This is a genomic window from Paraburkholderia fynbosensis (assembly GCF_902859935.1).
In the GTDB taxonomy this organism is placed as follows: Bacteria; Pseudomonadota; Gammaproteobacteria; order Burkholderiales; family Burkholderiaceae; genus Paraburkholderia; species Paraburkholderia fynbosensis.
Genome location: NZ_CADIKI010000022.1, coordinates 1 through 13,543 on the forward strand (window position 1 = coordinate 1; position 13,543 = coordinate 13,543).

Consider the following 13,543-nt stretch of genomic DNA (forward strand, 5'->3'; position numbering starts at 1 on the left):
ACGGGGATCGTTGCCTCGTTCAAGTTTGCCGCTTCGCCGATCACCACAACTCGAAAACGTGCCGCGGACTTCAGCGCTTCGAGCCAAAACAAGACTTTTTCAACACAATCTCCTTGGCATCGGACTGTCAAGCGCGGTTCGTAGCCCGATTGTTTTGCACGGATCACGTGCGACGATATAAATTCCAGATATTCGCAAGGGCTGCGACCTGCTTCGCGCCGCCGATACGGTAAAGAACAAGCGCTGCTGACGCCGGCGCAATCGACGTAGTAAGGGGAGCCGCGCCCCGCCGTCACCACCGAACGGTTCTACCGCGGTAGTCGAGGAATTCGAGGCCGGGCCGTCCCTGCTTGGCCAATAGCACCTCCACGATCCCAGGCACGCTTTCCTCTATTGACAGTCGCCCCTCAGGCCCGCCCAGATCCGTACGTACCCAGCCCGGCGCCATCAGCAGCATGGCGCGTTGCGTTCTTGCCTGGCGTGCCGCGAAGCTGCGCATGAACTGGTTCAGTGCCGCCTTGCTGCCACGATAGACTTCCCGCTGCCCGGACTCGTTGTCAGCGATGCTGCCTTGCCCGGATGACATGACTCCGATCAGACCATCGGCGGGAACCAGATCGGACAGGCGTTCAACAACCCGCATCGGACTGAGCGCGTTGGTGATCATGAGGTCGACGAAATCCGCGGTCGATACTTCGCCGATGGTCTGCGTCGGATCAGGGTTGGTCGTGCCAGCGTTGACGAACAGAATGTCGAATATCCTGTTCGACAGGCGCGTTCGCAACGAATCGATCTCGTCGGGCCGGGTGATGTCCACCGTTTCGACCTCGACCCTCCGCGGATATGCGTCAGCCAAAGCGTGCAACAGCGTAGGGCCGTTGGTGGCCCGGACGGTGCCGATGACGTTCCACCCTTTCGTCAGGAACTCTGCGGCCATGGCGTATCCGAGACCGCGCGACGCGCCGATGATCAGTATCGTTGGAGTGCGAGCAGCGTATGTGGCGTGGGCCATAAGGTTTCTCTTTAGTGGTCGTGGCGTTGGCTTCAATTCTGAAACCCACGCTCGATTTGCGCCAGACGCCTGATCCACAAACCACGATTGCACGAAACGCCACACCGGCCCCCGATCCGCTATGCTGAAGGGATGTCACGCGTCGACCTCAACCTTCTTACCGCCCTGGACGCGCTGTTGACTGAGCGAAGCGTCACAGCAGCGGCGCAGCGTCTCAATCTTAGCGTTTCCGCCATGAGCCGCACGCTCGCCCGCCTGCGCACGGCCACCGGCGACCGGTTGCTGCTGCAGGCAGGCCGCTCGCTGGTCCTCACGCCATATGCGGAGCAACTGAGCCATCGGCTCCCCGCCCTGACTCGGGAAGCGGAGGCTTTACTTAAGCCGCCAGACCACCGATTCGATGTTGCGGCTCTGGAACACAGCTTCGCCGTTCGAGCGGGCGAAGGATTTATAGATCTGGTCGGCGCCGCTCTGACGGATCGGATCAGTCGCGCAGCGCCTGGCGTGCAGCTCCGTTTCACGCCCAAATCGGACTGGGATGCGCAGCCGTTGCGTGATGGAACAATCGACGTTGAGATCGGCACCGTGAGGACTTCCGCTCCCGAAATGCTGACGCGCCTGCTTCTTCGCGATCGCTATGTGGGCGTGTGCCGGCTCGACCATCCAATTTTGAGCGGCGCCGGTGTGTCTGTGGGACGCTGGCTCGAGTTCGACCACGTACTGACTGCGCGACCCGGCGAGGGATCGAATCCTGTCGATGTGGCAGTGGCAGATTGCGGCACTAAACGGAGGATTTCGATAGTCGTGCCGTCATACACCAGCGCGATGCAAGTGGCGCGTCGCTCCGATTTGCTCGCCGTCATCCCGCACTCATGCGTGGGCAACTCGTTCGCGCCCGATCACGCTGCCGCAAATGGCTTGCAGTGGTTTGAGCTGCCCGTGTCGACAGCTGCTTTCAACGTCTCGGCGATTTGGCATCCACGCCTTGATGGTGACCCGGCCCATCGCTGGCTGCGTGGGGAGATTCTGGAGGTATGCCTAAGAGCTTATCCGCGAAACGCGTTCTGCGGCTTGCCACCGCCGACCATGTAGGCGATCCTTCACCGGCCACTGATCCGCCTGAGAGGCGATCCGATGACCGCTTGACTTTATTACGGTCCTCGGGTGGCGACCGGGTGACTGGCCGCTCCGGGTCGACAAGACTCATTCGCCAAAAACGAATGCGGACATTCGCCGGTACCGGGTCGCGAATGTCGGCCAAGCGATCTCGAACTGCCGCACGTTCTCAGCCCTCGCCCTGCTCACTCTTTCCACCGTTGCCGTGTCAGGCGAACGACCACTGCCTCGTCGTTGGCGGCGGTGCTGCCCAACCAGGTCTGCGTATTTCCGGCTACGTTCGGTTCAGGTCTGGCCGCTAATGGGTGCTCTGACACCGTTGAGATAGAAATTGCCGACGGCGGCATATTTCCAGCGCACCGGGCCATGCAAGGTGTGAACGCGTGCATCACGCCGTCGAGCGGCAACGTGCGCTCCCGATCGCGGCGCGCGGCATTCGCGGCGAATCGGCTGGCGAGATTCTGCGCGACGCCGATCGCCTCAGCGTCGGACGTGATGATGTGTGCCGGTGGATAGGAACGAGGTGCGGCCGCCGGGTGTTCGGCGGCCGCAACGGGTGAAGCCTGCAGAGTCATCAGTAGCTCCCGGGGACCCGGTAGAGTCGCGATCGTCGCTTCGCCTCATCAGCGGGAAAGCGGACAGCGATCGAGGCGGGCGGACGGCATCGCTGGCGTCGTCAGGAAAGCGGGCCGCCCCGTAAAAGGTGACCTTTGACGGCAGTGCGCCTCATCACCTGAACGCCGCGAAAGGCCCGTTCGTGACCGCTGACACGGGTTGAGCGACGGATGCAGCGGTCAGCCTCGGGCGGCGGGTTAACGGCGCCACGGAGAAGAGTGAAGGGTAGTAGTTGTGGCTATGTATCCCTTCAGTTCGAGACAAACCGGCCACGCGACTTGAAGGGGGGAAAGTAGGATCTTTTCACTCCTTCATTTGTGGTCACGGGGCAGGGCGGTGAATAGGGGGCAGCCGTCCGGTATCGCCTTCCCGACTCTGAACGAGCCGCAAGCGGTGCAGAGCGCTAACCATCGACTTCAGTGTGTCGGGAATTAGTAGCTTGAGGCGGTGAAAAGCCCCGAACTTCTACTGCGAAACGTTCAGTGGTGCCCCCAAATGGGAGTATCGACGTCCCGTCGCCCGCAAGAAGATATAGGAAACCATTTGGTCGGCGAGCGCGACATTTTTCCGCAAGCATTGTGCTGTCGCGCCCTTGATGGTCGTAGGCCTGGAGGTCCGAAAATGACGAGCGTTCAATTCGCAGGGTCGATTTTAATCTTCACTGCCAGCACCCTCTCGTTTTGCGTCTCAGCGAATGAGGATTTGGCGGATGGAGGCGTACAGCCGAATGGAGATTCTCCGGCGCTTTCCTTCGCAGTCGAAAGCATGTCAGGCGATAAATCGCGCCTTACTTATGGCGCGAACGACGGGTGGAGAGTCGACCACCGCGCCGGGGGGGCCGCAGTGATCGAAGCGAAGCAGGTCGCGGTTGCTGGGGAAATGGATGCTTTGCAGAGTGGACGTCCGGTTTCCGTATTCGTCGATGGTCCGAGCGGATTTACGTATGTCTGGTCACCAGATCAAGGGTGGAGGTTCGTTGGCCGCGTCACGAAGAGCGCCCCTTGACTCGTGACCCGCCGCAGTTTGAAATTCACGTGAAAGCATTTTGAAACTATGCCTATACTTGTTATCGAGCTTCACTAGGGCGGAATCGTTGAAACGTTCAACGCAAAACGCGAAGACTCCTAGTGGGAGGCGGCATGCGACGAGTCGATGCAATTCATCGCGCGATCCAGCACGTTTATGAAGCGACGTTAGCGCCGGAGAACTGGCCGAACGCAGTCGCGTCGGTGGCGGAAGCTGGAGGGGCGCATAGGGCGATACTTCACGCGGCTGTCGCTGATGGACCGAGCCTCGCCGTATCCAGCGGTTTTCGGATGGATGACGTGGCCCGCCTTCAGCAAGAAATCGAAAACAGACTACCTGCCTGGGTGGAAGCGATTCCCGTGGGCACCGCACTGCGCCAGACTTCGGCAATAACAGACACCGATTTTGAACGCTCGGAACTGTATAACGAAGCCGTACGACCGGCCGGTGGGTACTATGGAATCGTTGCACCGCTGGTCCGAGGCCCGGAGTGTCGAGTCCTGTTGACGCTCGCACGAAACGCCGGCGCCGCGGATTTCTCACCGGAGGATCTCCGCGCCGCCACGGTCATTAGTCCGCACGTCGTCACCGCACTAAAAGTCTGGCGACGTATTGCGGACTCGGAAGGGCGGGCATCATGGACTTATGAAGCCATCGCTAGATTGAACTTAGGCGTGGTTTTTCTGAATGCCAAAATGCATCCAGTCCTAGCGAATCCGCGCGCTGAGGCACTGGCGGCCGCCCGCGACGGCTTGCTGCTCGACGCGAGGAAATTGTCAGCCATCCGACCCAGCGACGCAGCAAAGCTCGGGGATGCGATCTCAGCGGTATCCCGATTCGCCGATGCGTCCCGGAGCCCATCAGAGTCGGCGACTGCAGCATTTTCCGCGCGGAATTGCACGATTCACCGAGCTCCGCCGCGTCGTCCGCTGATCGCTAGAGTCATCCCGATCGGGTTGCCGTATTCATTTTCGTTGGGGATTGCAACTGCACGCACAATCGTCTTCATCATGGAGCCAGATCGTCCAGCGGTAATCGACACATCCCTCCTCACCTCAGCGTTTGGTCTAACTCCTCGGGAAGCAGCGCTTGCGGTTGCATTGGTGCAAGGCTCAGACCTGCAAGAGACCGCTAAGGAACTGAACATCGGTGTTGGAACGGCCCGTAGCTACTTGAAGCGCATCCTTTCCAAGACCGACACGCATCGTCAGGCCGAACTGGTGTCGGTCCTTCTGCGAGGCAGCTTTCATCCGCTAGTCGACGAGAAAGGCACGTACAACGACGTCGGCAAAAAGACGGGGAGCTACCGAGTCGGTGGGTTTTCCCTTGCGACGAGCGTTTCATAGGCGCCGAGATCGTCGCGCACCTGCAAAATTGCTTCGCGGCTCGCGGCGAGGTAGCAAGGCGACCGCCTCTTCGGCGTACATCTTTTCGAGCGCCGCGTTGGTCGTCTTAAGACCAGCGACCGACGCAGCGATCACGAACACCAATGCCGCCGTATAGCCGGCGATCGTGACTATTAGGGCGGTGCGGATAGTGGCATTTCTAACATGGTAGTCGTCCTCGACCCACGGCACAGAACAAAGCGGCGCACGGATTTATCCGTCGCCGCTATAGGAGCACTTTTGGTCGATGAATCAGCCAGGAGGAGTGGCTTCCAGGATCAGAACCGGGTGCGAACACCCGTCGTGAGTTCAAGCTGGTTGGTCGCACCAAATGTGGTTCCGACCGTGTAGCCGCCATGCAGCCTCATGTAGTCGCCGGCCAGATATACTTCGGTACGCTTCGACAGGTGATAGAAACCCGACCAGTACAAGGTTTCCTTGTAGCCGTTGTGGAGACCCGACGTCGGATCAAAAGCACCGATGTTCGCGTTCGGGATGTCGCCGTCGCTGTTGTACGCGGCATTGTGCACGCGCATCTGCTGGTAACCCAGTTGGTAGTCGAACGGTCCCGTTGGCGACAGCTTGAGCGATACCGTCCATGCGTTGTCCTGACGCTGGCCGAGCGCGCCCTGGTTGCCCAGGTAACGGAAGTAACCGGCGTTGGCACGCAGGATGCCGAACGTATAGTTGCCGCCTACTGAGAACGTCTGGTTTGTAAAGCCAACGCGATTCACGTGACTATAGAAGCCCGACACGTTGAACAGGCCGCCGTTATAGCCAAGCGCTGCCTGGTAGTTGGAGTTGGTGCCGAAGCTCGTGCTGTTACCGAATGCGTAGCCGGCACTGGCAAAGATCCCGTTGCTGAACAGCTTCTTCCACGCCAGACCATTGGTGTAACGCGTGCCCGTCGCACTGGCCGCATAGAAAATCATCTGCTTGAAGTTGTTCGTGTTGGTCCAGCCGCCTTCTTCCGTTGTCAGCCGCGCACTGCCATAGGGGTCGCCATAGATCGCCGCTGCATCACGCGCGATGGTGTTCTGGAAACCCGCCGTGATCTTGCCGAACTTGTCGTTCTCGATACCGACCCATGCGTCGCGGTCGAAGATCTGGCCCGGATCTTCCATCTGGCCGTTGGCTACGACGAATTCGCTCTCAAGCCGGAAAATGATCTTCGAGCCGCCACCGATGTCCTCGGCGCCCTTCAGGCCCCAGCGGCTGCCGCTGAACCACGGTTCGCCGTCGTTGCCCATGCCGATGACGTGATTGCCGTTGGCGTCCGCGTGCGTTCTGTAGGTCGGAACGCTCAAGTCCATCAGTCCATAAAGTTGGACACTCGACTGCGCATGCGCGGCTGTCACTCCAAGTGCACTGGCCGCAATAGCCAGCGTAAGATATTTTTTCTTCAAGATCGTCTCCTCTGATTGCTGCGTTGAAAATCTGGCCTTTCTGCGCGCGGCGGCTGCAGCCCGTCCTTTTGCGTCCTTTGGGGGCATGTGAAACGGGTAATTGATGGACGCTATCCTAGTTACCCCAATCCTTCGCGCGCCTTTCACGTGCCATTCGTACAACTAAGTGAATACACTGATATCCGCAGCGACACCCGATGCCCGTTATTCGGGATCCTTCTTCCGAAGGATGTAGCCCAGCCCCCGCAGCGTCATGATCTGCGCGCTGGACTTCGCGAGATGTTTGCGCAGGCGGTGAATATAGATGTCGATGGCGTCCGCACTCGGCTCATCGTCCAGACTGAATACACTTTCCAACAGGATGGTCTTCGATACCGTTTTGCCCTGTCGCAACATCAGCGTTTCCAGGACGGTGTGCTCGCGACGCCGCAACGACAGGGGTGCGCCGTGGTGACGGAACTCCCTTGTATCGGATATGTACTCGAGATCGCCGCAGGTCAGGCATGACGACATGCCACCTGATTGCCGGCGGATCAGCGCCTTGATACGGGCGACCAGCTCGCGTGCGTCGACCGGCTTGACAATGTAGTCGTCGGCGCCAGTACTGAAACAATCAACCTTGTCTTCGGTCGAGCCGTGCGCCGTCAGCATTAACACTGGGACGGTGTTGCCGCGGCGGCGTAGCCGTGCCAGTACGTCCCTGCCGTCCATTCGTGGCAGCCGAAGATCCAGTAACACCACGTCATAGCGTTGCGTCTTTAGCACCTGATCCGCGCGTTCACCGTCAGGGACACAATCGACCGCGAAGTTCTCTTGGCGCAACAGATTGACAACCCAGTGCGCAAGCTCAATGTTGTCTTCCACCAGTAGTAACTTCATCGCGTTGTCCTCAATCGCGCCGCCTCGGCAGGTGGACGCTGACCATAAGGCCGGCATGCTCCGCAGCCGGTTTCAATGCGACCGATCCGCCATGCGAATGCGCGATTTCGCGCACGATCGACAGACCGAGACCCGTTCCCTCGGCGTCAGTCGCCCCGCGGTAGAAACGTTCAAACACGTGGGCGCGCGCCTCGGCCGGAATGCCTGGACCATTGTCGATAACCTGCAGTACAACTTCGTCGTCTTCCTCCCAGCAAGTTGCGGTAACCCGCCCGCCTTCTTGTGTGTAGCGGATGGCGTTATCAACCAGATTCGTCACGAGCGCCGTTAGTAGCGTCGCGCTACCCATGACGCACGCCGTTTCGCCGAGCTCGGCGCCGAGATCGATCTGGCGCCGCTGTGCGGCTGCCACGAGCTCTTCCAATACACACGACACAATAGCGGCCAGGTCGACCCTGACGAGGGCGCGATCGGGCGGTGACGACTCCGCCTGGGCCAATAGCAGCAGCTGGTTGGTCATCTCGGTCATCTTTGCGCTGCTGCGACGTATGCCCGCCAGCGCATCTGCCAGCAGTGGCCCGCAATGCCTGCACGGGTGGGCACAGTCGATCTGCGCCCCGAGCAGCGCAAGGGGAGTACGCAACTGGTGCGCGGCGTCCGCAATGAACTTTCGCTGTGTGGTCGCATGCAGTTTCAGGCGCGCGATACACTGATTGATTGCGTCGACGACAGGGCGCAACTCGGAAGGCAGGCGCTCTATCCGAATAGGCTCGAGTCGCAACGCGTCGCGATCGGCCACGTCATCCTTCAGTCTGATGAGCGGTCGCAACTCGAAGGTCAGCCCCAGCAGCGCCAGTGCTACCACAAGAGCCAGCATTAGCCCCTGCCGGACTAACTGGGGACGCCACAGGGTCAGCAGCATGGCCTGGTACGATGCCTGCGTCTTGGCCACAATAACTGTGACCGGTTCGGTTGTGCCAGAATCGTATAGCTCCCGCTCATAGGCGACCGCGCGAATCGGCCGACCATCAAGCGCCGAATCGTAAAATACGGGGCGCGACGTTGCATGTGCAGGAAAAGCCAGGTTGGGATTCCCGCCGAGCAGTCCCGTACCACCCTTGACGACCCTGTAGAACACCTGGTCCTGGTAGGGCGACTCGAACATCTCGAGAGCTGCGGGCGGAATCCTGGCAATCAGCACGCCATCTTCCCAGTTAACTTCCTCGCCGATGATGCGCGCAGACGCGAGCAATGCGTTGTCCTGCAGAAGGCCTGCAGTCTCGCGCGCCGCTTCATACGACATCAGGCCGGTGACGGATACGAACGCCGCAACCGGCACCAGCAGCCACCCAAGCAGGCGTGCACGCAGGCTATGCATCATCGTGGACTCCCCGGGCATGTTGCGCGCCTGCCGCGACTGCGAACAGCACTGGCCATTTGATCTCCCCTGGCTGGTCGCAAAATGCAACGTTCCGATTCCTGACGGTCAGAACGCAGCAGGTCTCCATTTCAACAGGCGCCTTTCGAGCGTGGTAAGCAGATAGTCCGCCGTAAGGGCAACCACCGCGAGCACGATCATCGCTGCAAAAACCCCACTGGCGTTGAATGCGCCCTGAGCAGTCGATATCAGCAGGCCAATGCCCTGTTTCGAGCCGAGGAACTCGCCAACCACCGCCCCAACGAGGGCAAAGCCGAAGCTCACATGGAGGCTTGCGAGAATCCATGACAGTGCCGATGGAATCACGACTGAGGTGGTCAGCTGGCGCCTGGATGCGCCCAGAATCTGCGCGTTCGCAATCATGTAGCGGTCAGCTTCCCGCACCCCCTGGAAAGCGTTGCCGAACACGACGAAGAAAACCATCACCACGGCCAGTGCCACTTTGGACGCCATGCCAAGGCCAAGCGCAATGACGAACACCGAGCCGAGAACGACACGCGGAATTGAATTTGCGATCTGGATGTATAGACTGAACACATCGGAGAGCAGTTTGTTGCGACCGAGCACAACCCCGCAGACGATGCCGCCAACCGACCCGATCAGAAACCCAAGGAACGTTTCCTCAAGCGTGACCCAGACCTGCACCAGTAGCGGGCCTTGTGACGTACCGTTGAGGAACCAGTCGACGATCTGCTGGAAGATCAGCGACGGCATCGAGAAGAAGAAAGGATCGATCCACTTAGTCGGCCCGCCGATTTCCCATCCGCCGAGCACAACCATCAGAACGAGGACACGCAAGCCGATGATCAGCGCGTGCCGTTGGCGCAGCCGTCGCTGTGCAATTCGCTCAACTGCGGTGAGTGAGATAGCGTCGATGCCTGCTTCCGCCATGTTTTCACAGGTGCCCATGATTGTCTTTTGAGCCAGAGTTTTTGTCATGCGATACGTACTTCTTCACGCAGGTCGTGCCAGATATCGCGCGAAGTCTCGATGAAACGCGGGTCGTAGCGAACTTCCGACGTCACGCGCGGACGTGGCAGATCAATTTCATAGACCTTTTTCAGCGTCGCAGGCCGCGCACTCAGCACGAACACCCGGTCGGCCAGCGCAATGGCTTCTTCGAGATCGTGCGTGACGAACACCACCGAGCCCGCATTGGCCGACCACAACTGCAACAGTTCATCCTGCATCAGCGTGCGGGTCTGCATGTCCAGCGCTGAGAACGGCTCGTCCATCAGCAGGATTTCCGGGTTATTGATGAAAGTCTGCGCGAGCGCGACGCGCTTGCGCATGCCGCCCGACAGTTGATGCGGATAGTGCTTACCGAACTTTTCGAGCCCTACGCGGCGCAGCCATTCGTTCGCCTCGTCGTGCGCGGCGGACTTTGAGCGGCCGCGATACAGAGGGCCCGCTGCAACGTTATCGAGCACCGAGCGCCAGGGGAAGACTGCATCGGCCTGAAACACGAAGCCGATGCGTGGATCAATGCCGTCAACCGGTGCGCCCATCACACGCACTTCTCCGGTGGTCGGCTTGAGCAGACCGGTGATCATGCTGAGCGTGGTCGATTTGCCACAACCGGTCGGTCCCACCACCGCGACGAACTCGCCTTTGGCTACGGCCATGCTGAAGTTGCGCAACGCGACTGTCGCCTTGCCATCGGGACTGATAAAGCGACATGACACCGAGCGAAACTCGATGACCGGCGCGCTCTGGGAAACAACTTGGTTCATTCAGTACATCCATGGGAATTAAGCGGAGCCGCATGGGCGGCACCGCACGTGCAACGGAGCCGGACGGCGCCCGTTGCACAAACGCTCCGCCCGCGGCAGCAACCTATTTCGAGCTGACAAACTCGTTGGTGTAGGTTTTGTCCAGTTCGACATGCTTGCCTTTGACCGACGGATTGAACGCCGAGAGCACCTTGAGTACGGTCGCCGGGCCGTCAGCTGGCATCTTGCCGTCGACGGTGTACATCGGCAGCGACGCCTTCAGGGAGCTCACGTAAAGCGGCTTGTCTTTCTGGTAGTCGTCAGGCATCTTCGCCGCGATCTCTTCCGCACTATGCGTGTGGATGAACTGCATCGTGCGAACGAAGGCATGCGCGAGCTTGGCCGCTTGCGCCTTGTGCGAATCAGCCCATGCGGCCCGCACATAGAGGCTCGACGCGGGATAGGTGCCGCCCAGCGCCGCCTTCGTGCCCTCGACCGAGCGCATATCAACGAGCACCTTCGCCTCGCCCGATTTGAGCAATGCGGATATGGTGGGCTCCGTCGTCATGCCGGCGTCGATACGGTTCTGCTTGATTGCCGCGATGAAACTGGCGTCAGCCCCCACCGGTAGCATCGTGTACTCGTCCGACTGGATGCCGTGCTGACCCGCGAGGTATTGGGTGAGAAAGCTCGTGGATGAACCCAGTCCAGTCACACCCAGCGTTTTGCCCTTCACATCGGCCATCGATTTGACCGTGTCGGCAGCTTTGGTCGACACCATTTCGACTTCGCCCGGCACCTGGCCGAACACGACAATTGCCTTGACGTCCTTGCCCTTGGTCTGCAGATCGATCGTGTGGTCGTAGAAACCCACGACAGCCTGGACGGCGCCGGCCAGCAGTTCGTTCTCTGCGTCGACACCGGCAGGCTGCGACAGCAGTTCAACGTCAAGCCCCTCGTCCTTGAAGTAGCCAAGCTGTTCAGTCAGGCGTGCCGGCAGATAGATCAACTTCGTGATGCCGCCCACCATGATCGTGATCTTCTCGCTGTCGGCGGCCGTTGCATGCTGCGAGCCAAGACCAAACAGCAGGCAGCAGGCGCGAGCATTGTGACGAAACGCAGTGATTTTCGATTGCATCGATAGTCTCCGATTGTCGGCTGCGAAGTGATGCCTGTTTGCGTCGATGGCGCGATTATGGGCGCATGAATCCTTCCCCCGGCTTTCACCGCCACGTCTTTCATTTAGGGGATTTCCATGAGACCGCCGTCGCCGGACGCGAAGCGCGGCCACCTTACGTCTGTGCCGATCTTTCGCCGCCTGATTCGAGAGAGGCTGGTCCCAGGCATGGAAAACCCCGATCAAAGTCATCACTGGTGAAAGCGTTGCGAAGGTTTTACCTTCTTAGAATCGCATCATTGATAGGGAAGAGTCGTTCGTGAAACAACCCTGGTGACCAGTGCAAACGGAACAATGATTCTCCGGACCGGCATGCGCACGTCGACACGCAGCGTCGGACAAACTACCCGAACGCAGACATCCAGCCCGCAACGCGACGGCGCACACGCCGACGATTCCAGCAACATGACTGACGACGGCATTGACTGTTATCTGATCCGCGGCGTGACGCAGCAACACAAGCTGTTCCGGCCAGGCGACTGGGCCGAACGCCTGGCCGGCGTCATCACGCTGTTCGTTGGGGAGCGCGGCCCCGGCATTCATCTCGCCTGCACGCGACTTGCATGCCGGTGGTGGAGCAGGGCTTCGAATGCTGCGCATTGCGCACGAACTGCGGCGCGTCTGTCCAGACGCATTAGAATTTGTCAGGCGGTTCGCGAGAGACAACGACCTGGCAGTCGACATCAGCCGTGTTCTCCATGAACGACAGGGCATGTTCCGAAAAGCGATCCGGAGGCTTCTCAAAAAGTGAGCAAACGACGAGATGGACGCGTCGGCGATCACTGTTCATCCGGCGCTCAACGGTAAAATCCGCGACGCAATGGCTCGGAGACGGTCGATGGAAGTACTCACTGAAATGCATTACACGTATGTGTGCGCGGCGTGTCGGCACCGTGCCACGGTACTGCGGCCGGACGCGTCGCATGCGGGAGAGCTGGCCCGCGGTGCGACGGACAGGTATGGCTGGGCGGTGCGAATGAATCAACAGATTCGTCATGATTCATCTTCTGAGTGCCGATGGCCATTCAGTCTGGCCTCAGCCACTTCATCGAGAAAACGACGGACATCGTTGTGTCTGGTGAGGCGACGCAAGGCGCCGCGGTACTCGAGTTGTTGCGCACAAGCCGTTTTGACCTTTTGGTGCTCGACATGACGATGCCCGATATTAACGGTATCGAGTGATCCGCCGCGTGCGAGTCGAATGGCCGGCACTCGCCATCCTGATCATGAGCGAGCAAAACGAAGCGCCGGCCGTCTCGCGCGCGCTGCGGGCCGGCGCAATGGGCTATGTTGCGAAGGACATCGATCCAGAGATCCTGATCGGCGCGATACGTAAGCTCGCGAGCGGCGGGCAGTTCGTTGACCCACGGCACGTCGACGCCCTGGTGTTCGGCCCGCAATCTGGCGACGCACCCCAGGAACTGCTGTCCGATCGGGAATTTCAGGTCTTGCAAATTCTCGCGCACGGCAAACGTGTCAGCGAGATTGCCGATACGTTCGCGATCAGCGCGAAGACTATCGGCACGCACAAGTTGTGGCTGATGCGAAAGCTCTGTATAGCTAACAATTCAGAGGCTCTGTCACGTTCGTTGGGCCGTGGGCTAAGATGACGTCATGAGAAAGCCGAAATCGCTGGATCACGGTCATCGGTTTCCGGCATCGATCATCAGCCACGCCGTTCGCTGGTATTTTCGCTTTCAGCTTAGCCTTCCCGATATCGAGGAGCTGCTGTTCGAGCGCGGTGTGGTCATGACCGCCGCCGATCCAGCGCGGCGGT

Annotated in this window: 10 protein-coding genes and 3 pseudogenes; 5 read left to right on the plus strand and 8 right to left on the minus strand. The window is 59.8% G+C overall.

Annotation, left to right across the window (positions count from 1 at the left end):
- Positions 1 to 292 precede the first annotated feature (292 nt).
- Positions 293 to 1,012 carry an SDR family NAD(P)-dependent oxidoreductase gene (locus HV770_RS29410; protein WP_175165061.1) on the minus strand — a complete coding sequence of 240 codons (720 nt, stop codon included), beginning with the start codon at positions 1,010 to 1,012 and terminating at the stop codon, positions 293 to 295.
- 132 nt (positions 1,013 to 1,144) lie between these two features.
- Between HV770_RS29410 and HV770_RS29415 the strand changes: the two genes are divergently transcribed.
- Positions 1,145 to 2,104, plus strand: coding sequence for a LysR family transcriptional regulator (locus HV770_RS29415; RefSeq protein ID WP_175165062.1), 960 nt, complete (start codon positions 1,145 to 1,147; stop codon positions 2,102 to 2,104).
- Between the two features lie 209 nt (positions 2,105 to 2,313).
- Here the strand turns inward: HV770_RS29415 and HV770_RS29420 are convergent, their stop codons facing one another.
- A complete protein-coding gene (locus HV770_RS29420; protein WP_175165063.1) occupies positions 2,314 to 2,703 on the minus strand; it encodes a hypothetical protein in 390 nt (129 codons plus the stop codon).
- Positions 2,704 to 3,882: 1,179 nt separating this feature from the next.
- On the opposite strand from HV770_RS29420, the gene HV770_RS29425 reads away from it, so the two are divergent.
- On the plus strand, positions 3,883 to 5,115 hold the full coding sequence (locus HV770_RS29425; protein ID WP_175165064.1) for a helix-turn-helix transcriptional regulator: 1,233 nt from the start codon (positions 3,883 to 3,885) through the stop codon (positions 5,113 to 5,115).
- 317 nt (positions 5,116 to 5,432) lie between these two features.
- On the opposite strand, the gene HV770_RS29430 is transcribed toward HV770_RS29425, so the two are convergent.
- The 6 genes from HV770_RS29430 to HV770_RS29455 form a co-directional block, all read right to left on the minus strand.
- Entirely contained in the window at positions 5,433 to 6,560 is a 1,128-nt protein-coding gene (locus tag HV770_RS29430) for a porin (RefSeq protein ID WP_175165065.1), read from the minus strand.
- 204 nt (positions 6,561 to 6,764) lie between these two features.
- Positions 6,765 to 7,439, minus strand: a complete 675-nt coding sequence (locus HV770_RS29435; RefSeq protein ID WP_175165066.1) for a response regulator — start codon at positions 7,437 to 7,439, stop codon at positions 6,765 to 6,767.
- Positions 7,440 to 7,449: 10 nt separating this feature from the next.
- Positions 7,450 to 8,820 carry a sensor histidine kinase gene (locus HV770_RS29440; RefSeq protein WP_175165067.1) on the minus strand — a complete coding sequence of 457 codons (1,371 nt, stop codon included), beginning with the start codon at positions 8,818 to 8,820 and terminating at the stop codon, positions 7,450 to 7,452.
- Positions 8,821 to 8,925: 105 nt separating this feature from the next.
- Positions 8,926 to 9,768 carry an ABC transporter permease gene (locus tag HV770_RS29445; RefSeq protein WP_175165169.1) on the minus strand — a complete coding sequence of 281 codons (843 nt, stop codon included), beginning with the start codon at positions 9,766 to 9,768 and terminating at the stop codon, positions 8,926 to 8,928.
- A 44-nt stretch (positions 9,769 to 9,812) separates the two neighbouring features.
- Entirely contained in the window at positions 9,813 to 10,610 is a 798-nt protein-coding gene (locus HV770_RS29450; RefSeq protein WP_175165068.1) for an ABC transporter ATP-binding protein, read from the minus strand.
- 103 nt (positions 10,611 to 10,713) lie between these two features.
- On the minus strand, positions 10,714 to 11,727 hold the full coding sequence (locus tag HV770_RS29455) for an ABC transporter substrate-binding protein (protein ID WP_175165069.1): 1,014 nt from the start codon (positions 11,725 to 11,727) through the stop codon (positions 10,714 to 10,716).
- Between the two features lie 444 nt (positions 11,728 to 12,171).
- Between HV770_RS29455 and HV770_RS29460 the strand changes: the two are divergent.
- The 3 pseudogenes from HV770_RS29460 to HV770_RS29470 all read left to right on the plus strand — a co-directional run.
- A pseudogene (locus HV770_RS29460) lies at positions 12,172 to 12,517 on the plus strand (DUF3579 domain-containing protein).
- Between the two features lie 266 nt (positions 12,518 to 12,783).
- Positions 12,784 to 13,376 (plus strand): annotated as a pseudogene (locus tag HV770_RS29465) (response regulator).
- Positions 13,377 to 13,380: 4 nt separating this feature from the next.
- A pseudogene (locus HV770_RS29470) lies at positions 13,381 to 13,519 on the plus strand (IS6 family transposase); the annotation flags it as partial.
- Positions 13,520 to 13,543: the final 24 nt, after the last annotated feature.